Source organism: Pseudomonas sp. SF2 (genome assembly GCF_036858055.1).
Lineage (GTDB): Bacteria > Pseudomonadota > Gammaproteobacteria > Pseudomonadales > Pseudomonadaceae > Aquipseudomonas.
The window spans coordinates 1-19122 of record NZ_JAMBDI010000012.1 but is presented as its reverse complement, the minus strand read 5'-3'; the positions used below and the strand labels follow the sequence as shown (position 1 = coordinate 19122).

Genomic DNA, 19122 nt, shown 5'->3' with positions numbered 1-19122 from the left:
CACCGGCCTCTTCGCGGGTAAACCCGCTCCCACAGGTACGTTACAGGTTTCAAGGTCTGTGATGTCCCTGTGGGAGCGGGTTTACCCGCGAAGAGGCCGGTGCAGGCAGATAGGATCAGAAGCTGTAATCCACCGTCGCAAAGTACGACCGTGGCATCCCCAACAGCCACTGCTGGCCACTGAACGCCGACTGCACATATTCACGGTCGAACAGGTTGTTCAGCTGCAACCCCAGCCGCACATCCGGCAACACCTGCCAGCCGATGTTGGCATCGACCACGGTGTAGCCGGGGGCACTCCGGGTGTTGGCGGTGTTGGCATAGCGCTCATCCACATAGCGCGCGCCAATGCCGGCCTCCATCCGCTGGCCGAAGCCTTTGCTCAGCCACAGGTTGGCGGTACGCCGTGGGATATTGGCCGGGCGATTGCCCGCACGGTCCTGTGCCACGCCGCCGACCACTTCGTCGAAATCGTCGTACCTGGCGCGCACCACCGACGCGTTGGCCGACACCTGCCACTGGTGCGCCAGCGCCAGTTCCAGGGTTGCCTCCAGGCCGTCGGATGTCTGCTGACCAGCCTGTTGCTTCTCGTGGGTGACCGGGTCATCCACCAGCAGCTTCTTCTTGACGATGTGGTAGGCCGCCAACGTCCATTCGCCACGCCCTTCCCAGAAGCGCTGCTTGAGGCCCACCTCGGTCTGCCTGGCTTCGGTCAGGTCGTAGTGCATCTGGTTGGCGCTGAGGCTGATGAGGTTGTCGACCCCGTCCTCGCTGGTGGAGTACTGGCCATACAGCGACAGGTCGTCGCTGACCGCAAACACCAGCCCGGCACGCCAGTTGCCACCTTGCAGGCTGCGGTCGCTGCGGCTGTCGACGGTCAGTTTTTCCTGAACGATGTGGTTCTGGTCGCGGCGCACGCCGGTAACCAGCGACAGGCGATCGCTCAGCTGCAGGCGGTTTTCCGCGAACAGGGCAAAGGTGTGGGTGGTGGACAAGGTTTGCGGGCGCAACGGCGAGGCGCTGTGGAACCAACCCGGTTGCGGCTGCCACGGGTCGACGTAGTCGCCGCCCACATCGTTGTAGGGCGTGTTGCTGTCGACGTTGAAACGGACCTTGTTGTACTCGGCACCGACCATGGTCTTGCTGGCCAGGCCGAACGGCGTGTGGTCGAGGGTGAAGGTCTGGCGGTCGCCGAACTGTTCCTGGTTGTGCTTGATTTCCAGGTAGCTGCCGCGCAGCAGCTGCTGGCGCTCGGCGTCCCAGCTGTAGTCCTCGGCGTTGCGCCAGTGCCGGCGGCTTTTGATGTAGTACAGCTGGTTGCTGGCGCTGAGGTGGTCGTTCAACGTCCAGTCAGTGTTCAGGCGGGTCCATTCATCGACGTAATGCTGCACGTCGTTCTGCACGTTGTAGTTCTTGTTGCGCAGGCTGCTGCGGTAGTGACCGTCGATCAGCGGGGTGCCGTAGTAGTTGGCAGGCTCCGCATCGCCGCGGTCGTGGGCGAGGGTGAAGCTGAGGTCGTCGCTGGCATCGAAGCGCAGCGCGGCGCTCAGCGCCAGGCTACGTGAAGGGGTGCGGTCGACCCAACCGTTACCGGCTTGCTGGTTCAGGACCAGGCGGTAGCTCAGGCGCTCGCCGAGGCTGCCGCCGCTGTCCAGGCCAAGCTGCTGGCGGTCCCACGAACCGTAGCCCAGGCGCAGGTGGTTGCGTACCTCGCCGGCAAACGGCTTTTTCGGGATCACGTTGACCACCGCACCGGTGGCGCCTTCGCCATACAGCACCGAGGCCGGGCCGCGAATCACATCGATGCGCTCGACCATCCACGGGTCGACCGGGAACGTCTGGGTACCGGCACCGGTGTACAGGCGTGCGCCGTCGAACAAGGTCATCACCGAGCTGTGGCCGGCAAAGCCGCGGGCGGAAAGGCCCGTGCCGCCGTCGCCCGGGGAGCCGACGTAGCTGATACCCGGCGAGCGGGTCACTGCATCCTGCACGGTGAGGTTGTTGCGCTGCTGGATCTGCTCGGCGCTGATGCTGCTGGTACTGGCCGGTGTTTCCAGGGCGCTGAGGCCCAGGCGCGAGCCAGCCTGGGTCGGGGTGGCCAGGTCGATGGCGTGGCTGCCCTGGGTGTCGGTGATGGTCGTGGAGGGCAGGGCCAGGGGCTGTCGGTCAAGGTCGTCGGCCAGGGCCGGCAGGGAAACGGCCAGGCAGGCCGCCAGGGGGTGAAGCTTTAACATACGGGACATGTCGTTCCACTGCTGCAGGAATGAATGGATCCCGGTGGAAAACACGCAAAGGCGCACCGTGCCCACAGGTGCGCGCACGGATACCGGCCTGCGCCCGCCCACCGCGGGTTGCCAAGTGAAGCTCCAGGCCGGTCTCCGGGCTTGCGAGGGGCATGAAGCCTTCACCTTCCCATGCAGGTGCACAGTGGTATCTCGAAGGGTTCGCTCGCTTACCGTTGCGGGGGCAGCGCCGGACTTGTCGTGGGCAACACGACGCACCGGCTTCCCGTTTCACCCTGCGCGCGGCGGCGCAGGGCACCTGAAACTGGCGGGCATCTGACCATTGAAACGTAGGGGCGTCAAATCTGGTGTGATCATTGGGGGGAGTTGTAGGCAGGCCTGGCCTCTTCGCGGGTAAACCCGCTCCCACAAGTAAAACACCGGCCCAGAAGCCCGTGATATCCCTGTGGGAGCGGGTTTACCCGCGAAGAGGCCAGGCCTGCGAGAGAAGATCAGCGCCCGCGCCGCCGCGATACCCGCGCCTCGATATTCTTGCGCCCGATCAGCAGCGGTGGCTTCTCCACCACTGGCTCATCCGCCAGCCACTTGTACATCACCAGGCAGTCCACCAGCCCCAGGCGGGCGTGGCGATAGGCCTTGGGCAAGCGGCCAACTGTTTCGAAGCCCAGCTTGTGCCACAGCGCCACAGCCACCTCATTGGTGGCCACCACCGAGTTGAACTGCAGGGCCAGAAAGCCCTCCTGGCGCGCCTGTTTCTGTGAGTGCTCGCACATCAGCCGCGCCACGCCCCGGCCGCGTGCCGACTCACAGACCATGTAGCCGCAATTACCCACGTGCCCACCAGGCCCGGCGGCGTTGGCCTTGAGGTAATACGAACCCAGCAGCTCGCCGTCTTCTTCGGCCACCAGCGTGCGCATGGGCAGCTCCAGCCACAGCTGGCGGGCCTGGTCGAAGCTCAAGGCCGGGTCGAATGCGTAGGTTTCACGGGCCTGGACAACGGCCTGGAAGGTGGGCCAGAAGCGTTCGAAGTCTTCCGGCGTCATGGGGCGGATGTGGATCATGCGGGTTCCTGCAAGGGCTGGGCCGCCCAGTCTGGGTGGCGCGGCGCCGTCGCGCAAGGGCGGCGACGCCAATTGCACTCAGCCGTTGGCCTTGCCCACCGCATCCATGGCCCGTGCCGAGTAGACCAGCGCGGCTCCGGCGTTCATCGCCACGGCAACGCCAAGCGCTTCGGCGATTTCCTCACGGCTGGCGCCGTGCTTGACGGCTTGCTGCGAGTGCACGGCGATGCAGCCGTCGCAGCGGGTGGTCACGGCCACGGCGAGGGAGATCAGCTCGCGGGTCTTGGCGTCCAGGTGGTTGGTCTTGGCACCTGCGCCGCTGGCGGTCAGGTAGCCGGCAACGGTATCAGGGGAAAGCTGCTTGAGATCGCCGATGCCGGCCATCAACTGCTTACGGTAGGCGTCCCAGTCCATCATGCTCATCGTCTTCACCTTGGGGAGGTTGCGAGTGGAGCTTTCAGGCTAGTCGAAGAGTGGGATGTGTGAGACTCGTACTTTGGTTGGTTGCGCGCAGGCCTTTGGGCTGCGCGCTCCCGCACCGGTCAGATGTAGATGAACACCAGCACCAACACCGCAACGAATGCCCACTTCTCCAGGTAGTAGCGCGTGCGGTTGCGCTTCTTCAGCGCCTTGCCACGTTCGCGGATCTTGTAGATGCGGGTGAACAGCCGGTTGATGCCACCGGTCTTGTCGCCGGCATCGTTGGGTGCCGCGGCGGCGGCCATGACGTTGCGGCTGAACCAGCGGTTGAACGCGGTTGCCCAGCGGTACTTGAGCGGGCGTTCCACGTCGCAGAACAGGATGATGCGGTTGTGCTCGGTGGTGTTGGCCGCGTAGTGGATGTAGGTCTCGTCGAAGACCACGCCCTCGCCATCGCGCCATGAGTACTTCTCACCGTCCACGTCGATGTAGCAACCGTCGTCGTTCGGCGTGTCCAGGCCCAGGTGGTAGCGGTAGGAGCCGGCATACGGGTCACGATGGCGCACCAGCTTGGCGCCCGGCGGCAGGGTGGCGAACATGGCGGCCTTGACCGTGCCGATGCCTTTGAGCAACTCGGTGGTGCGTGGGCACAGGGTCATCGCCGACGGGTGGCTTTCGCCGTACCACTTCAGGTAGAAGCGCTTCCAGCCGGTCTTGAAGAATGAGTTGAAACCGACATCATCGTAATTGTCGGACTTCTTGATTTCGCCCACATGCAGCAGCTGGCGGGCCTCTTCGCGGATTTCCTGCCAGTGGTCCTGCAGTGTCTGCAGCTCGGGGAAGGCCTCCACCGGCAGGTAAGGCTTGGCCGGATGCCTGGAAAACAGGTACAGGAAGCTGTTGACCGGTGCCAGGAAGCTGGAGTGGTCGCCCAGCTGACGGGTCAGCTTGTGGCGAACCCGACCGCGCAGGTGAACATAGGCGATCGAGAGGACGAAGATGAGTACGAGTGCAATTTTCATGGACGTTTACTTGTCGAAAAATGGCCATGCGCCATGGCATGAGCCCGCCAGCATAAACAATCATGGGGGTAGTTTGTACTTATTGTTACGCAATGACGGGGCGACTTAGGTTTAATGCCCTGCAGCCTTGCGCAAACGTTTCATGTTCAGGAGTTCGTATGATTCAGGACGTACGCCCCAGCGGTACCCCCTTCAAGCGGCTGTTCTTCGCCTTGCCGGTCAGCGATGCCCAGCGCCGCGCGCTGGCTCAGTGGCGACGTGGCCTGAGCCTGCGCAGCGGCAAGCCGGTGCCGGCCGCCAACTTCCATGTAACACTGCTGTTCCTCGGCGATGTGGATACCGCCCAGGTGCCTGCAATTTGTGCGGCAGTCGACCAGCTGGCGCTACCGGCCACGGCACCACGGCTGTTACTGGACCGCTTGCAGGTATGGCAGCGGGCCAGCGCCCTGGTGCTGGAGGCGCAGCAGACGCCAGCGGCCCTGTTGCAACTGGTTTACAGCTTGCAGCAGGCACTGCTGCCGTTGGGGGTGGAAGCGGCCGACCGTGAGTATCGCCCGCACCTGACGCTGGCCAGGGATTACCGCGGCCAGCCGCCAGAGGCCAGCAGCGCGCCGGATTTCTACCTCGCCGCCCGCCATTTCACACTGTACGAGTCGCGCAAGGGCGCTTACTGGCCGTTGGCGCAGTGGCCGCTGTCGAGCTGATTCAGGCCGTGGCCTCGCAGTCTGCGAACATCCGCTCACCCAGCCTGCGTGCCGTGTGCAGGTGCGATGCCGGGTCCGCGTCTTCGCTTTCGTCAAGCAGGGTGGAACTGAGTACCTCGGCGCCGCAGTAGTCGAAAATGCCGTGCTCGATCTGCACGCGCATCGCCTCGCCATAGCCATGCCGTTCGAAGGTGCCGCCATCGGCACCGGCGACACCGACCAGGTGCACCTTCATGCCGCGCAGCTTCTTGACGGTGATCCCCCCTTCATAGTCGAACGCCCAGCCATTGCTGAACACCCGCTCGACCCAGCCTTTGAGCAAGGCCGGCAGCGACCACCAATAGATGGGGTAGACCAGCACCAGCGTATCGGCGCGCTCGATGCGCGCCTGCTCCTTGAGTACATCCGCCGGCGGGGCTGCGAGCCGGCGGTGCACCGCATGGTCGGCCAGGCCGAAACGCGGGTCGAAACCTTCACTGGCCAGGTCGGCGATTTCGCTGCCGTGGCCGGCGTTGGCCAGGCCGTTGGCGATCTGCCGGGCCAGGGCATGGGTGAGGGATTGCGGGTCGTGATGGCCGACGACGATCAGGGCGTGCATGGTGGTCTCTCCAAGACAGGGATGCAGGATTACCCGGAGCGCTATATACTCAAGGTAAGTTACGTTTGGTAAGTTACTTTTGGTAGGTTATAGATGTCAAGCGATGATCAAGCCCACTCGCGCAAGCGCCTGAGCCGCGACGAGCGCCGTCGGCAGTTGCTCGATGTGGCCTGGCAGTTGGTGCGGGAGGAGGGCACCGATGCCCTGAGCCTCGGCCGTTTGGCCGAGCAGGCAGGGGTGACGAAGCCGGTGGTGTACGACCACTTCGAGACCCGCACCGGGCTGCTGGTGGCGCTGTATCAGCAATACGACGCACGCCAGACGCGAATGCTGGAGCAGGCGCTGGTGCGCTGTGATGCCAGCCTGGCCAGCCGCGCCGGGGTAATTGCCGAGGCCTACGTGGACTGTGTGATGAGTCAGGGGCGTGAAATACCGGGAGTGTCGGCGGCATTGGCCGGCTCGCCGGAAATGGAAGCGCTCAAGCGGGCGTATGAGCAGCCGTTTCTGGACAAGTGCCGCGAGGCGTTGGTCGGGTTTTCGCCCAGTGGCAACATTGGGCTGGCGGGCATGCGCCTGATGGTGGGGGCGGCGGATGCCTTGTCGCAGGCAGCTGCGGCGGGGGAGCTGGACGCCGGGCAGGCCAAGGCCGAATTGCAGGCAGCAATAGTGGCGATGGTCGAGCGGCAATGAAGCCTTGAGAGTGCCCGGGCTGCTCTGCAGCCCATCGCCGGCAGGCGATTACACCGGCAGGCTCTGATGCGGCAACTCATCCCCCGGGCTGCGGGCGAACTGACGCTTGTACTCGCGGCTGAACTGCGAGGTGCTCTGGTACCCCACCCGGTGCGCGACCTGCGCCACCCCCAGGCCTTCGCCAATCAGCATTTGCTGGGCTTTCAGCAGCCGCAGGCGCTTGAGGTACTGCATCGGTGCCATGTCGGTGCAGCGCTTGAAGTGCTCGTGGAAGGTCGAAACGCTCATGTTGGCGCGCGCGGCCAGCGCTTCCACGCTCAGCGGCTCGGTGTAGTGCTCGCGCAGGTGGGCAAGGGCGGCGCCGATGCGGGCGAAGTGCCCCTGTTGCTCCACCAATGCCCGCAACACGCCGGCCTGTGGGCCGCGCAGGGCGGTGTACAGCACCTCGCGCACCCGCGCCGGGCCCAGCACCTTGGCGTCCATTGGGTCCTGCAGGCAGCGCAGCAGCCGTTCCACGCATTCGCGCATCGGAGCATCGAGTGCCGCCGAGGTCATCGACTGCGGGGTTTGCGCCTGCACCGCGGCATCCGGCGCCAAGGCCATGCTTTGCACCAGTTCACCCAGCACGCCGCGGTCGATGTCCACCGCCACGCCCAGCAACGGCGCTTCGGGGGTGGCGAAGGTTTCGCACATGAACGGCACCGACAATGCCTGCACCAGGTAATGCCCGGCGCCGTACTCCAGGGTACGCGGCCCCAGGCGCGCCAGCTTGCTGCCCTGGGCCAGGATCATCAGGCTGGGTTCGTAGATCTGCGGGCTGCTGGCCACATAGTGCTCCCAGCTCAGCACCTGCACCTGGGGCAGGTGCGTGGGCACGAAGCCCGGGCGCGTGGCGAGGCTGCGGATCAGTGCGCAAAGCGGCGCATTGGCGTCGACATGGCGGGTCAGTTGCATGATGGACCAGGGCAGAGAATCGGACAGTCTAATCATCGCAGAATGACGGCCCGGCGCCAGGCACTGCATGGCATCTTCGGAGAATCAGGCATGGATGCCGGAGAATCAGCTGTGGGCGAGGCGGCGCATGGCGCGCAGAATGCGCCGCCTGAATCGTTTCACTTCTTAGCGAGGCCCTGCATGTACACCGCCATCGGTTACGCCGCCCAGACCCCTACCAGCCCCTTGACCCCCATGACCTTCGAGCGCCGCAGCCCGCGCCCGGACGACGTCGCCATCGAGATCCTGTACTGCGGTGTGTGCCACTCCGACATCCACCAGGCGCGCAACGAATGGGGCATTGCCGTGTACCCCCTGATGCCTGGCCACGAGATCATCGGCCGGGTCACCGCAGTGGGCGACAAAGTGACCGCGCACAAAGTCGGCGACCTGGTCGGCGTGGGCTGCATGGTCGATTCGTGCCGCCACTGCGAAGCCTGTGCCAAGGACCTGGAGCAATACTGCCTGGAAGGGCCGACCATGACCTATGCCACCCCGGACCGGGTCGACGGCAGCAACACCATGGGCGGTTACTCCAGCAGCATCGTGGTCAGCGAGCACTTCGTGGTGCGCATTCCGGCCGGCATGGACCTGCCCAGCGCCGCGCCGATCCTCTGCGCCGGCATCACCACCTATTCGCCGCTCAAGCACCACGGTGTCGGCCCCGGTCACAAGATCGGCATCCTTGGCATGGGCGGCCTGGGCCACATGGGTATCAAGCTGGCCAAGGCCCTGGGCGCCGAAGTGACCCTGTTCACCCGCTCCCAGGCCAAGGCCGAGGAAGCCCGCCGCCAGGGTGCCGACCATGTGATCGTGTCTACCGATGCCGAGCAGATGCGCGCTGCGGCGGGTCGCTTCGACTTCCTGCTCGACACCATCCCGGTGCAGCACGACCTCAATCCGTACCTGGAAACCCTCAAGTTCGATGGCGTGCACATCCTGGTCGGCCTGATCGAGCCGATCGACCCGGCGGTGCATGCGGCCAATCTGGTGATGAAGCGTCGGGTGCTGGCGGGGTCGTTGATCGGTGGTATTGCCCAGACACAGGAAGTGCTGGACTTCTGTGCCGAGCACGCCATTCGTTGTGATATCGAGCTGCTGGATATTCGCAACATCAACCAGGCGTATGAGCGGATGATTGCCGGGGATGTGAAGTACCGGTTCGTGATCGATATGGCCACTTTGCAGGGCTGACTGATGGGTTGCCTGTGCTGGCCTCTTCGCGGGTGAACCCGCTCCCACTGGTAAATCACAGCTTCCGAAGTCTGTGCAGTACCTGTGGGAGCGGGCGAGCCCGCGAAGAGGCCGAGACAGGTAATGAATACTGGATCTGTTACCAGGCCAATGCCCTGTCCCAGCCTTTCCAGAACAACCACCGCCGTACCTCGCCATGTGCGCCGGTACCGATCTGCCAGGCCGGCCGCCCGCTGTCCAGGGCAATCACCGAAACAAACCCGGCATGGCTCGCCGCCACCAGCGTACGCCCGTCGGCACTGATATCCAGCGCACTGATGGTCGACCCCAGGTAATGCTGCCAATGCTCCACGCCATCTTCGCCAAACGCCCGCAGGTAACCATAGGCATCCCCCACGATATATTCGCCGTCGCGTGCCACACCGGCATACACCCGCGCGCCATCCTGCACCAGCGGGGTGCGCGGGTCCTGGCTGTAGTAATCGGTATCCAGCCCCGGCAAGTCGGCCACCCTGACTGCCAGCGTGGCGCCACTGTAGAAATGGCAGGCATTGAGTATCAACTGGTCTCCCGCGCGGTTGAACAGCGCGAAGTGCGGGTACTCGCTGGCCGGGCCGATTGCTGCCACGGGCCTGAGCTGCTCGTCCAGCACCAGGTGACGGCTGCCTTGCTCGCCGACCACGATCAACTGGCCATCTGCCGACACCGCACCGTGCTCCATGCTCAGCCCCAGGTAGATGTCGTCCGGGTCGGTGCCTTCGTCCAGCTCGTCGAGCACCCGCGCCTGGTGTGGCAGCAGGCGGGTCGCGCCGTGGCGGGTCAGCAGGAAGATACCCTCGGCACTCACCAGCAGCACACGCTGGCCATCCGGGAAGGGGATCAGCGCGGTCGGCGTGGGCGGCAGGTCGAACGGTTCGAACGGGTAACCCGGCGGCAACCCCTCCAGCCCCGTGGGCCAGGCCAGACGCAGCACTTGCGGGCCGCCCCAGCCATCGGTCACGCGCACGCCCTCGGCATTGGCCAGGGCGAAGTAGCGGCGGGCCGGGCAGCGGCCGAAATGATCGACGCCGATCACCGGGGTCACCCCGTGACGGTCGATGCGCACCACCTGGCCTTTGTCATGCGGCATGCCGATACGTGCCAGCAGGCTGCCGTCGTCCAGCAGCAGGACGTTGCAGATGCCTTGTCCGTTCTCCTTGATCAGCGCCAGCAATGGGTGGTGGGCGGGCGGCCAGGCTTCGCGGAAGGCTTGCTGCTCGAAGGCTTCGACACCAGGCCGGTTGGCGGCTTGCAGGGCTTCGAGCCAGGCATCGAGCAAGTGTTCGGTGGCTTGCGGCAGGGGTTCTTCGAGGTCATCCCAGCCTTGCGCGCGGCCCTGCGCGACATAGTCGTTGACAGCCTGGGCGTAGGCGGTGACCGCCTGCTGCCACTGCTGCTGTGGGGGCTGCTGGTCCATGAGCGGATCGGGCTCCTTGTTGCTGCATACGCGTTTCATACAAAGCGCGCATGGTACTCCTTCTACCCGCCTCGCGGTTGTGAGGCCCCGGCGTGACGCGTACCATGCCGGCATTCCTTCCAATAACAAAGCGTGCGTCGACACCCCGGCAAGCGGGTGGCTGGCGTGCGTCCTGTTGCCTTGTCTGCGGAGAACCGGTTTCCACCCCATGAACGGACCCACACCTACCAACATGCCACCCACGGCGGGTAGCGGCAGCTGGCTGAGCGTCATTGCTCTGGCCCTGGCGGCCTTTATCTTCAACACTACCGAGTTCGTCCCGGTGGCGCTGCTCAGCGACATTGGCCGCAGCTTCGACATGAGTACTGCCCAGGTCGGCCTGATGCTGACCATCTATGCCTGGGTGGTGGCGCTGGCCTCGCTGCCGATGATGCTGCTGACCCGCAACATCGAGCGGCGGCGCCTGTTGCTGTTCGTGTTCCTGGTGTTCATCGTCAGCCACTTGCTGTCGTGGTTGTCACAGAGCTTTGCCATGTTGCTGGTCAGCCGCATCGGCATTGCCCTGGCACATGCGGTGTTCTGGGCCATCACTGCCTCCCTGGCGGTGCGCGTGGCACCGCCCGGCCAGCAGGCCAAGGCGCTGGGCCTGCTGGCCACCGGCACCACCCTGGCCATGGTCCTGGGCATCCCGTTGGGCCGTGTGGTGGGCGAAGCGCTGGGCTGGCGCATCACCTTCCTGAGCATTGCCGGGGTGGCGCTGGCGACCATGCTGTGCCTGATGAAGTCGCTGCCGCTGCTGCCCAGCCAGAACTCGGGCTCGCTGCGCAGCCTGCCGGTCCTGTTCAAGCGCCCGGCGCTGGTGATCACCTATGTGCTGGTAACGCTGGTGATTACCGCACAGTTCACCGCCTACAGCTACATCGAGCCGTTCGCCCTGCACGTGGCGCAGATCGGCGGTGAGCGCACCACGCTGTTGCTGCTGCTGTTCGGCGGTGCCGGGGTGTTCGGCTCGTTGCTGTTCAGCCGTTACAGCGAGCGCTTTCCGCATGGCTTCCTGGTGGGTTCGATCGGCCTGCTGGCGGCATGCCTGTTGCTGCTGTTGCCGCTGTCGGGCAACTTCCATGTGTTCGCCGCGTTGAGCATGTTCTGGGGGGGGGCGATCCTCAGTTTCAGCCTGTCCTTGCAGTCCAAGACCCTGAAACTGGCATCCGATGCCACCGATGTGGCCATGGCGCTGTTCTCGGGTATCTACAACATCGGTATCGGCGGCGGCGCGTTGCTGGGCAGTATCGTCAGCAGCCAGCTGGACGTGGCGGATATCGGCCTGGTGGGCGGTAGCGTGGCGGTGGTCGGGTTGCTGCTGGCCGTTGTCAGCACCCGGCGGTTCCGCGAGGCGCTGGGCGGGGTGCCTGGGCATTCCTGAATGACCGTGCCGGTTTTTTCGCGGGCACGCCCGCTCCCCCAGGTACTGCATCGCTTCTGACGTTGATGCAGTACCTGTGGGAGCGGGCGTGCCCGCGAAGAGACCGGTACTGGCAATAGAAGGCTCAAACCAGTACTGCAGCCCATGCCCGCTGTTCAGTCTGGAACGATTGTGCAGCCGTTGGTCAGCGCCCGGTTGCGCAGTGCCTCGAAGCGTTCGCGCAGCCACAGGTGCAGTTGTGCCACTGCGGGCGTGAGTTGCTTGCGGTGCGGGCACACCAGGGTGACCGGGGCGGGTTCACCGAGGTATTCGGGCAGGACGATTTCCAGTTCGCCGGCCACGATGTTGGCGCTTACGTCCAGCCACGACTTGTAGACGATACCTTCACCCTGCAAGGCCAGGCGGCGGATCACGTCGGCATCGTCGCTGACCAGCGGCCCGCGCACCTGCACGGTACGGTTGCCCACCCGCCATTTGTCATAGACCCGGTTGTGCTGCATGTACAGCAGGCAGGCGTGCTGCTGCAGGGCGTCGGGCGTGAGCGGGTGGCCGTGGCGGGCCAGGTAGTCGGGCGCGGCGACCAGCACCCGGCGGTTCCAGTCGGCCAGCGGCAGGGCAATGTAGTTGGCGTCCTGGTTGAGGCCATAGCGGATCGCTACGTCCACCGGGTCGCGGTTGAGGTCGGCGATCTGGTCGGACAGGAAGAAACGCAGGTGCAGGGCCGGGTGTTCGCGGCGGAAGGCGCTCAGCCAGGGCAGCAGCATGTTGCGGCCCAGGTCGGACGGTGCCGACACTTGCAGGGTGCCGCGCAGGGAGCTGGGGTTGCCATGCAGGTCCTCACGGCCCTGGCGCAGGCTCTCCAGCACATTCAGGGCGGTCGGCAGGTACAACTCGCCTTCAGCGGTCAGGCGCAGGCTGCGGGTGGTGCGGGCGAACAGGCGCACGTCGAGTTCGCGCTCCAGGCGCTTGATCGCGGCGGCAACCTGGCCCGGCAGCAGCTGTGCCTCGTGAGCGGCGGCGGTAAAGCTGCCCAGCACGCTGCTGCGGACGAACAGTTCGAGGTCGGCGATGCGCAGCATTTTCACTCCTGGGATGAAAGTGTTGCTGCATTGTGCCGGTTTTTCTTTTCTGCAGGAAAGATAAGATGCCCGGCAAATCCCCCGTTCATTCCCGGAGTTTTGCATGGATACCGTCTCGCTGGCCAAGCGCCGCTACACCACCAAAGCCTACGATGCCTCGCGCCGTATTCCCCAGGCCACTGTCGATGCCCTGCTCGAGCAACTGCGCCACAGTCCGTCCTCGGTCAACTCGCAGCCGTGGCATTTCATCGTTGCCGACAGTGCCGAAGGCAAGGCCCGCCTGGCCAAGAGCACCGCAGAGCGCTATGCCTACAATTCGCCGAAGATCCTCGATGCCTCGCATGTGATCGTGTTCTGCACCCGTACCGAGATGAGCGAAGCGCACCTGAATGCCGTGCTCGACCAGGAAGCTGCCGATGGCCGATTCCGTGATGAGCAGGCGCGTGCCGCGCAGAACCAGAGCCGCCGGCACTACGTCGACCTGCACCGCTTTGACCAGAAAGACGTGCAGCACTGGATGGAAAAGCAGACCTACCTGGCGTTGGGTACTGCCTTGCTGGGGGCTGCTGCACATGGGCTGGATGCCACGCCGATCGAGGGCTTCGACAGCAAGATTCTTGATGCCGAACTGGGCCTGCGCGAACGTGGCTTCACCAGCGTGGTGGTTCTCAGCCTGGGCTATCGCAGCGAGACGGACTTCAATGCCGGGCTGAACAAGTCGCGGTTGCCGGCTTCGCAGGTGTTCACCTTCCTGTGAGATTGGGGGGGGGGGGGNNGGGGGCCGCTCTGCGGCCCCGTCTTCCCGGTCGGCTTGCAAAATCCGGCATATGCCGCATACTTCTCGGTAAACGCCGGAAGGGAGAGCGCCATGCTTGCCGAAGTGCTTCGCGACAACGGTTACCACGAGTACCGGGCGCGCCTGCATGCACTGCTGGAAATCCCCGAACTCGCCAGTGATTTCGAAATCCACACCCGCATCACCCATGGCTTTGCCGCCACCTGGCTGGTGAAACTGACCGAACTCGGTGTGTTCACCCCCGTGGAGCGTGACCAGATCATTCCCCTGCGTACCCTGAAATCCCGCATCGAACGCGACCAGCCACTGACCGTGGAAGAAAGCGACCGGCTGTTCCGCTCGGCCCATATCACCGCCATGGCCGAAGCCGTCTTCGGCGAAGCGGGCAAGGCCAAGCGCTGGCTGTCCAAGCCCAAGGAGCGCTTCTCGGGGCTGACCCCCATGCAGATGCTCACCACCCAGCAAGGCACCACCCAGGTCGAAGAGATGTTGCTGCAGATCGCCGAGGGTTTTGGCCTGTGATTCTGTGGCGCATCAGCGCCTATGCAGATTTGAGCGGAACGGGCGGCTTGCGTATCAGCGGCCGCTGGCACCAGGCGGGCCGGCCAGTGGTGTATGCCGCCACCAGTCCGGCCGGGGCGATGCTCGAGGTGCTGGTGCACCTGGAGATCGACCCTGAGGATTTCCCCTCCACCATGAGGCTGCTTCGCATCGAATTGCCCGATACCGTTTCGCAAGCGCAGTTGCCCGTATTGCAGCCTGGCTGGTCGAGCCAGACCGAACTGACCCGGGGCCTGGGCAACCGCTTTCTGGATGAGTGTTCGGCATTGCTGTTGCCGGTGCCGAGCGCGATCATGCCCAGCACCACCAATTACCTGTTCAACCCGCGTCATCCACAGGCAAACAGCGCCAGGCTCGAGGTCGAGGACTTCACTCCGGACAGCCGGCTTTTCTAGGGCAGCTTCACCAAAGCGCTGCTGATGCCGCTGTCAGCACCCGGCCAAACACTTCTAGCGCCTTGTCCACTTCAGCCTCGTTGCTGAAACGCCCGATGCTCAGGCGCACGCTGTTGCGTGCCTGGCGCTCATCCAGCCCCAACGCCAGCAGCACATGCGAGGCTGCATTGCTCGCCGAGTTGCAGGCCGAGGTAGTCGACAACGCCAGCTCGCTGGCCAGCGCCGCACTGTTGAAGCCCTTGTTGTCGATACACAGGTTCAGCGTGTGGGGAATGCGCTGGTTGGCGCAGCCGTTGAGGGTGACGCCGGGCAGGGCCAGCAGGCCTTCGCGCAGGCGCCTGGCCAGTTGCTCAAGGCGCAGGTGTTCGCTGTCGCCGGGCTGGCCGGCCAAGGCAAAGGCGCTGCCCATGCCGGCAATCTGGTGGGTCGCCAGGGTGCCGGAACGCAGGCCCTGCTCATGGCCGCCACCGTGCATCTGCGCGCGCATCAGCGTACGGGCGCGCGGCCCGACGTAGAGTGCACCGATGCCCTTGGGGCCATACACCTTGTGCGCCGAGAACGACATCAGGTCCACGGCCATTACGCTCAGGTCGATGGCCAGTTTGCCCACCGCCTGCGCCGCATCCACGTGCAGCAGGGCACCGTGGGCACGCACCTGTTCGCCAATTGCGGCAAAGTCGGTGATCGTACCCAGTTCATTGTTGACCGCCATCAGCGACACCAGGCGGGTGTCGGTGCGTAACGCTGCCTGCACCGCTGCGGGCTGAATCAGGCCGGCGGCATCCGGTGTAAGGCGGGTAATGGCCCAGCCCTGGCGCTCCAGTTCGGCCACGGTGTCGAGCACGGCCTTGTGTTCCAGCTGGCTGGTGATCAGGTGTCCGGGCTGGCCGAGGCCTTGGGCAATGCCCTTGAGCGCCAGGTTATTGGACTCGGTTGCACCCGAGGTCCAGACCAGTGCATCGGCCTGTGCGCCGACCCGTTCGGCCACTTGCTGGCGGGCTTGCTCCACGGCGCGGCGCGCGGCCTGGCCGAAGGCATGGCCACTGGACGCCGGGTTGCCGAAGTTGGCCTGGCTGCCAAGGCAGGCGAGCATGGTTTCGATGACCCGGTCGTCGACCGGAGTGGTGGCGGCGTAATCGAAGTAGAGCGGGGCGCTAGGCATTGGGGCGGGTCCGTGTCTGTTGCCGTGAAATCGGTGATCGTTGAAGCAAGCGTACCCACTGCTGGAGAGACATTTTTCGCTTCCAGCGACTCTGTTCTCAAGATTGTTGAAAAAAATTTCTCTCTAATAAGTTATACATAGAATATTTTTCTCTTGGCCGGGAGGGGCTCACCAAAGGCCCCTCGGTAGCCCTCTTCAGGCCGACTCCACAGCCTTCTCTTCCTCGGCCACCACGCGTTCGCACAACTCGGTGATCTGCTCGCGCATCCAGCGGTTGGCCGGGTCCTGATCGGTGCTTTCATGCCAGTACAGGTGCGTTTCCAGCGCTGGTACCTCCACCGGCAGTGCTTGGTAGCGCAACTGATGGCGGCGGGCAAAGCGCTCGGGGACGGTCATCGCCATGTCGGTCTGCTGCAACACCTGCGAGGCCATCAGGTAATGCTGCGAGCGCAAGGCAACCTTGCGTTGCACGCCCATCTTGCCCAGGGCCAGGTCGACGTAGCCCAGGCCATTGCGGCGGCTGGAGATATGGATGTGGGTCATGCCCAGGTAGTTGTCCAGCGTCAGCTTGCGGTCTGCCAGTGGGTGGCCCTGGCGCAGGGCGCAGACATAGCGGTCTTGCATCAGTTTGACGTGGCGTACCTGCGGGTCGGTGTTCAACGGTGCGTCGATGGCGAAGTCCAGGCGGCCGGCGGCGAGTTCCTTGGTGGTCTCGCGGCGCTTGCACAGGAAGCTCTCGATCAGCACCGCCGGCGCCAGGCGGCGCAAGCGCTGGAACAGAGGCGGCAGGATCACCGCTTCGGTCAGGTCGGTCATGCTGATGCGGAAGGTCTTGTTGGCCTGTTGCGGGTTGAAGATGCGGCTTTCCTGCACTGACGTGCGCAGCAGCGCCAGGGCATTGCGCACCGGGCCGATGATGTTCTGCGCCATGGGCGTGGGCACCATGCCTTGCGCAGTGCGCACGAACAGCGGGTCGTTGAAGGTTTCACGCAGCCGCGACAGGGCGTTGGACACTGCCGGCTGGGTGATGCCGACGATCTGCCCGGCGCGGGTCAGGTTGGCTTCGGTGTAGATCGCATCGAACACGATGAACAGGTTGAGGTCGACCTTGCTGAGGTTCATGGGCGCCGCTCTTTGTTGGAATTATGGGGCGATCATATATCGGTTATGAATGTTTATACACGTGGAAAATAGACTAGGTGGATGGGCTCATGCTGCTCTAGGCTCTGGCCCATGTACTCCGAACCATGAAGGTAGCCCCGATGGATTTCGCCTATTCGCCCAAGGTCCAGGCACTGCGCGAGCGCGTCAGCGCGTTCATGGACGCCTATGTCTACCCCGCCGAGGCGGTGTTCGAGCGCCAGGTCGCCGAGGGCGACCGCTGGCAGCCCACCGCGATCATGGAGGAGCTCAAGGCCAAGGCCCGCGCCGAAGGGTTGTGGAACCTGTTCCTGCCCGAATCTGAATACGGCGCCGGCCTGAGCAACCTGGAATATGCCCCGCTGGCGGAAATCATGGGCCGCTCGTTGCTCGGCCCGGAGCCGTTCAATTGCTCGGCGCCGGACACCGGCAACATGGAAGTGCTGGTGCGCTATGGCAGCGAGGCGCAGAAGCGCCAGTGGCTGGAGCCGCTGCTGCGTGGCGAGATCCGCTCGGCGTTCGCCATGACCGAACCGGACGTGGCCTCCTCGGATGCCACCAACATGGCTGCCACCGCGGTGCGTGATGGTGACCAATGGGTAATCAACGGGCGCAAGTGGTGGACTTCCGGCGCTTGCGACCCACGCTGCAAGGTGATGATCTTCATGGGCCTGTCCGACCCTGAAGGGCCGCGCCACCAGCAGCACTCGATGGTGCTGGTGCCCACCGATACGCCCGGGGTGAAGATCGTCCGCCCGCTGCCGGTGTTCGGCTATGACGATGCCCCCCATGGCCACGCCGAGGTGCTTTTCGAGAACGTGCGGGTGCCGTATGAGAACGTGATCCTGGGTGAGGGCCGTGGCTTCGAGATTGCCCAGGGGCGCCTGGGGCCGGGGCGTATCCACCACTGCATGCGTTCGATCGGCATGGCCGAGCGGGCGCTGGAACTGATGTGCAAGCGCTCGGTGGAGCGTACGGCTTTCGGCCGGCCATTGGCGCGCTTGGGCGGCAACGTCGACAAGATCGCCGACTCGCGCATGGAGATCGACATGGCCCGGCTGCTGACACTGAAGGCGGCCTACATGATGGACACGGTCGGCAACAAGGTGGCCCGCAGCGAGATTGCGCAGATCAAGGTCGTGGCACCGAACGTGGCACTGAAGGTGATCGACCGGGCGATCCAGATTCATGGCGGGGCAGGGGTGAGTGGCGACTTCCCGCTGGCCTACATGTATGCCATGCAGCGCACCCTGCGCCTGGCCGACGGGCCGGATGAAGTGCACCGGGCAGCAATTGGCAAGTATGAGATCGGCAAGTACGTGCCGGCGGAGATGTTGCGTAGCGGGCGGTGATTTTGCCGGCCTGTTCCGGCCTCTTCGCGGGCCTGCCCGCTCCCACAGGTACCGTGCCGCCTCCGAGCTGCGCGCAGTACCTGTGGGGGCGGGCAAGCCCGCGAAGGGGGCCCTTGACGGTTCACTGTGTCTTCAGGTCCACCCCCCGATCCTTGGCCGCCTTCGTCGCCAGCAGACTCATGGGCTTGCTCATCTCAAACTTTGTAAGAAACTTCTGAAATTCGACCCAAGCCACTTGGGCCTTCCTTGCTGATGTTAGGTTTTCAACCTCAACCATGCACAGGGGGTTTGCATATGCGTGTCAGTCTGGAGGGAAAAGGTCAGGCAGTAGATAGCGATGTCACCACTACGGGGGCTGTCTGCATTGCGACGGACGCCAGCTATCTTGACGAGGGCCGAATGGTGCTGCGCGAAGGTGATCGCACCACGCCATGCCCTCTCTGCGGGCAGGAGGGGATGGTCGCTGAAGGGGTGGACCACTTCATTTCCGATGGCCGCCGGGTGGCCATGGACGGTGCGCTGGTAGTCTGTGGCTGTCCACCGGGCAGCAATCGGGTGGTCGCACCGTTGGGTGAAGCATTTCCACCCCTGCGTTCCCTTGGAGGGCGCGCGAATAGCCACTCTGCCGCGCCATCAGCCGCGATCTACCCCGGGCGTTTCTCCCAACCCATAGTAAGTGCGCTGCCCGGAACCCTGGAGCCCGGGTTCTATGTAGTGCCTCGGCGCATGTCATTTGCACAGGTGCTGCTGCAATTGGCCGAGCACGATGCCACGTTGCCAATCTCCCGGCTGCAACGGCTTAACCCGACGTTCGAGCAAGGCTTCAAGGCAGGG

At 64.5% G+C, this 19122-nt stretch carries 19 protein-coding genes and 1 riboswitch; of the genes, 9 read left to right on the top strand and 10 right to left on the bottom strand.

The genetic code is table 11. The annotated features are described in order from the left end of the window. Positions 1-115: 115 nt before the first annotated feature. The 4 genes from M2S36_RS09195 to lpxO form a co-directional block, all read right to left on the bottom strand. The gene (locus M2S36_RS09195) at positions 116-2242 is read right to left on the bottom strand and encodes a TonB-dependent receptor (RefSeq protein WP_333957033.1); all 2127 of its coding nucleotides are present in this window, start codon (positions 2240-2242) and stop codon (positions 116-118) included. 109 nt (positions 2243-2351) lie between these two features. Beyond that, a riboswitch (cobalamin riboswitch) is annotated at positions 2352-2559 on the bottom strand. Between the two features lie 174 nt (positions 2560-2733). Beyond that, positions 2734-3303 (bottom strand): GNAT family N-acetyltransferase, encoded by a 570-nt coding sequence (locus tag M2S36_RS09190; protein WP_063915069.1) that lies wholly within the window; start codon positions 3301-3303, stop codon positions 2734-2736. A 78-nt stretch (positions 3304-3381) separates the two neighbouring features. Then, positions 3382-3726, bottom strand: a complete 345-nt coding sequence (locus M2S36_RS09185; protein WP_333957032.1) for a carboxymuconolactone decarboxylase family protein — start codon at positions 3724-3726, stop codon at positions 3382-3384. Between the two features lie 119 nt (positions 3727-3845). Then, complete coding sequence (gene lpxO / locus M2S36_RS09180) at positions 3846-4745, bottom strand: lipid A hydroxylase LpxO (protein ID WP_333957030.1); 900 nt, start codon at positions 4743-4745, stop codon at positions 3846-3848. A gap of 158 nt (positions 4746-4903) precedes the next feature. On the opposite strand from lpxO, the gene thpR reads away from it, so the two are divergent. Continuing rightward, positions 4904-5449 carry an RNA 2',3'-cyclic phosphodiesterase gene (thpR, locus tag M2S36_RS09175; protein ID WP_233687770.1) on the top strand — a complete coding sequence of 182 codons (546 nt, stop codon included), beginning with the start codon at positions 4904-4906 and terminating at the stop codon, positions 5447-5449. Between the two features lies 1 nt (position 5450). Here the strand turns inward: thpR and M2S36_RS09170 are convergent, their stop codons facing one another. After that, entirely contained in the window at positions 5451-6047 is a 597-nt protein-coding gene (locus M2S36_RS09170; RefSeq protein ID WP_333957029.1) for an NAD(P)H-dependent oxidoreductase, read from the bottom strand. Between the two features lie 93 nt (positions 6048-6140). On the opposite strand from M2S36_RS09170, the gene M2S36_RS09165 reads away from it, so the two are divergent. Then, positions 6141-6737 (top strand): TetR/AcrR family transcriptional regulator, encoded by a 597-nt coding sequence (locus M2S36_RS09165; RefSeq protein ID WP_207833842.1) that lies wholly within the window; start codon positions 6141-6143, stop codon positions 6735-6737. Positions 6738-6785: 48 nt separating this feature from the next. Here M2S36_RS09165 and M2S36_RS09160 read toward each other — a convergent pair whose 3' ends face one another. Further along, positions 6786-7691 carry an AraC family transcriptional regulator gene (locus M2S36_RS09160; protein WP_063915064.1) on the bottom strand — a complete coding sequence of 302 codons (906 nt, stop codon included), beginning with the start codon at positions 7689-7691 and terminating at the stop codon, positions 6786-6788. A 180-nt stretch (positions 7692-7871) separates the two neighbouring features. Here M2S36_RS09160 and calA point away from each other — a divergent pair, with 180 nt between their 5' ends. Next, on the top strand, positions 7872-8924 hold the full coding sequence (gene calA, locus M2S36_RS09155; RefSeq protein WP_207833840.1) for a vanillin reductase: 1053 nt from the start codon (positions 7872-7874) through the stop codon (positions 8922-8924). Positions 8925-9063: 139 nt separating this feature from the next. Here the strand turns inward: calA and M2S36_RS09150 are convergent, their stop codons facing one another. Continuing rightward, positions 9064-10380, bottom strand: coding sequence for a hypothetical protein (locus tag M2S36_RS09150; RefSeq protein ID WP_207833838.1), 1317 nt, complete (start codon positions 10378-10380; stop codon positions 9064-9066). Between the two features lie 208 nt (positions 10381-10588). Between M2S36_RS09150 and M2S36_RS09145 the strand changes: the two genes are divergently transcribed. Further along, positions 10589-11803, top strand: coding sequence for a sugar transporter (locus M2S36_RS09145; RefSeq protein ID WP_333957028.1), 1215 nt, complete (start codon positions 10589-10591; stop codon positions 11801-11803). A 155-nt stretch (positions 11804-11958) separates the two neighbouring features. Here M2S36_RS09145 and M2S36_RS09140 read toward each other — a convergent pair whose 3' ends face one another. Continuing rightward, a complete protein-coding gene (locus tag M2S36_RS09140) occupies positions 11959-12882 on the bottom strand; it encodes a LysR family transcriptional regulator (protein WP_207833828.1) in 924 nt (307 codons plus the stop codon). Between the two features lie 103 nt (positions 12883-12985). On the opposite strand from M2S36_RS09140, the gene nfsB reads away from it, so the two are divergent. The 3 genes from nfsB to M2S36_RS09125 all read left to right on the top strand — a co-directional run bounded on the left by nfsB (position 12986) and on the right by M2S36_RS09125 (position 14634). After that, a complete protein-coding gene (gene nfsB / locus M2S36_RS09135; RefSeq protein ID WP_063915060.1) occupies positions 12986-13639 on the top strand; it encodes an oxygen-insensitive NAD(P)H nitroreductase in 654 nt (217 codons plus the stop codon). A gap of 111 nt (positions 13640-13750) precedes the next feature. Next, entirely contained in the window at positions 13751-14200 is a 450-nt protein-coding gene (locus tag M2S36_RS09130) for an antitoxin Xre/MbcA/ParS toxin-binding domain-containing protein (protein ID WP_063915059.1), read from the top strand. Continuing rightward, positions 14197-14634: an RES family NAD+ phosphorylase gene (locus M2S36_RS09125; protein ID WP_063915058.1), complete on the top strand. Its 438-nt coding sequence runs from the start codon at positions 14197-14199 to the stop codon at positions 14632-14634. The genes M2S36_RS09130 and M2S36_RS09125 overlap by 4 nt, the downstream gene beginning before the upstream one ends. 7 nt (positions 14635-14641) lie before the next feature. Here the strand turns inward: M2S36_RS09125 and M2S36_RS09120 are convergent, their stop codons facing one another. Next, positions 14642-15796: a cysteine desulfurase family protein gene (locus M2S36_RS09120; RefSeq protein ID WP_233687767.1), complete on the bottom strand. Its 1155-nt coding sequence runs from the start codon at positions 15794-15796 to the stop codon at positions 14642-14644. Between the two features lie 195 nt (positions 15797-15991). Further along, on the bottom strand, positions 15992-16918 hold the full coding sequence (locus tag M2S36_RS09115; RefSeq protein WP_063915056.1) for a LysR family transcriptional regulator: 927 nt from the start codon (positions 16916-16918) through the stop codon (positions 15992-15994). A gap of 140 nt (positions 16919-17058) precedes the next feature. On the opposite strand from M2S36_RS09115, the gene M2S36_RS09110 reads away from it, so the two are divergent. Together M2S36_RS09110 and M2S36_RS09105 are read left to right on the top strand one after the other, a co-directional pair. Next, the gene (locus tag M2S36_RS09110; RefSeq protein WP_063915055.1) at positions 17059-18288 is read left to right on the top strand and encodes an acyl-CoA dehydrogenase; all 1230 of its coding nucleotides are present in this window, start codon (positions 17059-17061) and stop codon (positions 18286-18288) included. A gap of 294 nt (positions 18289-18582) precedes the next feature. Then, a partial coding sequence (locus tag M2S36_RS09105; RefSeq protein WP_442969521.1) for a PAAR domain-containing protein occupies positions 18583-19122 on the top strand: 540 nt, incomplete at its 3' end.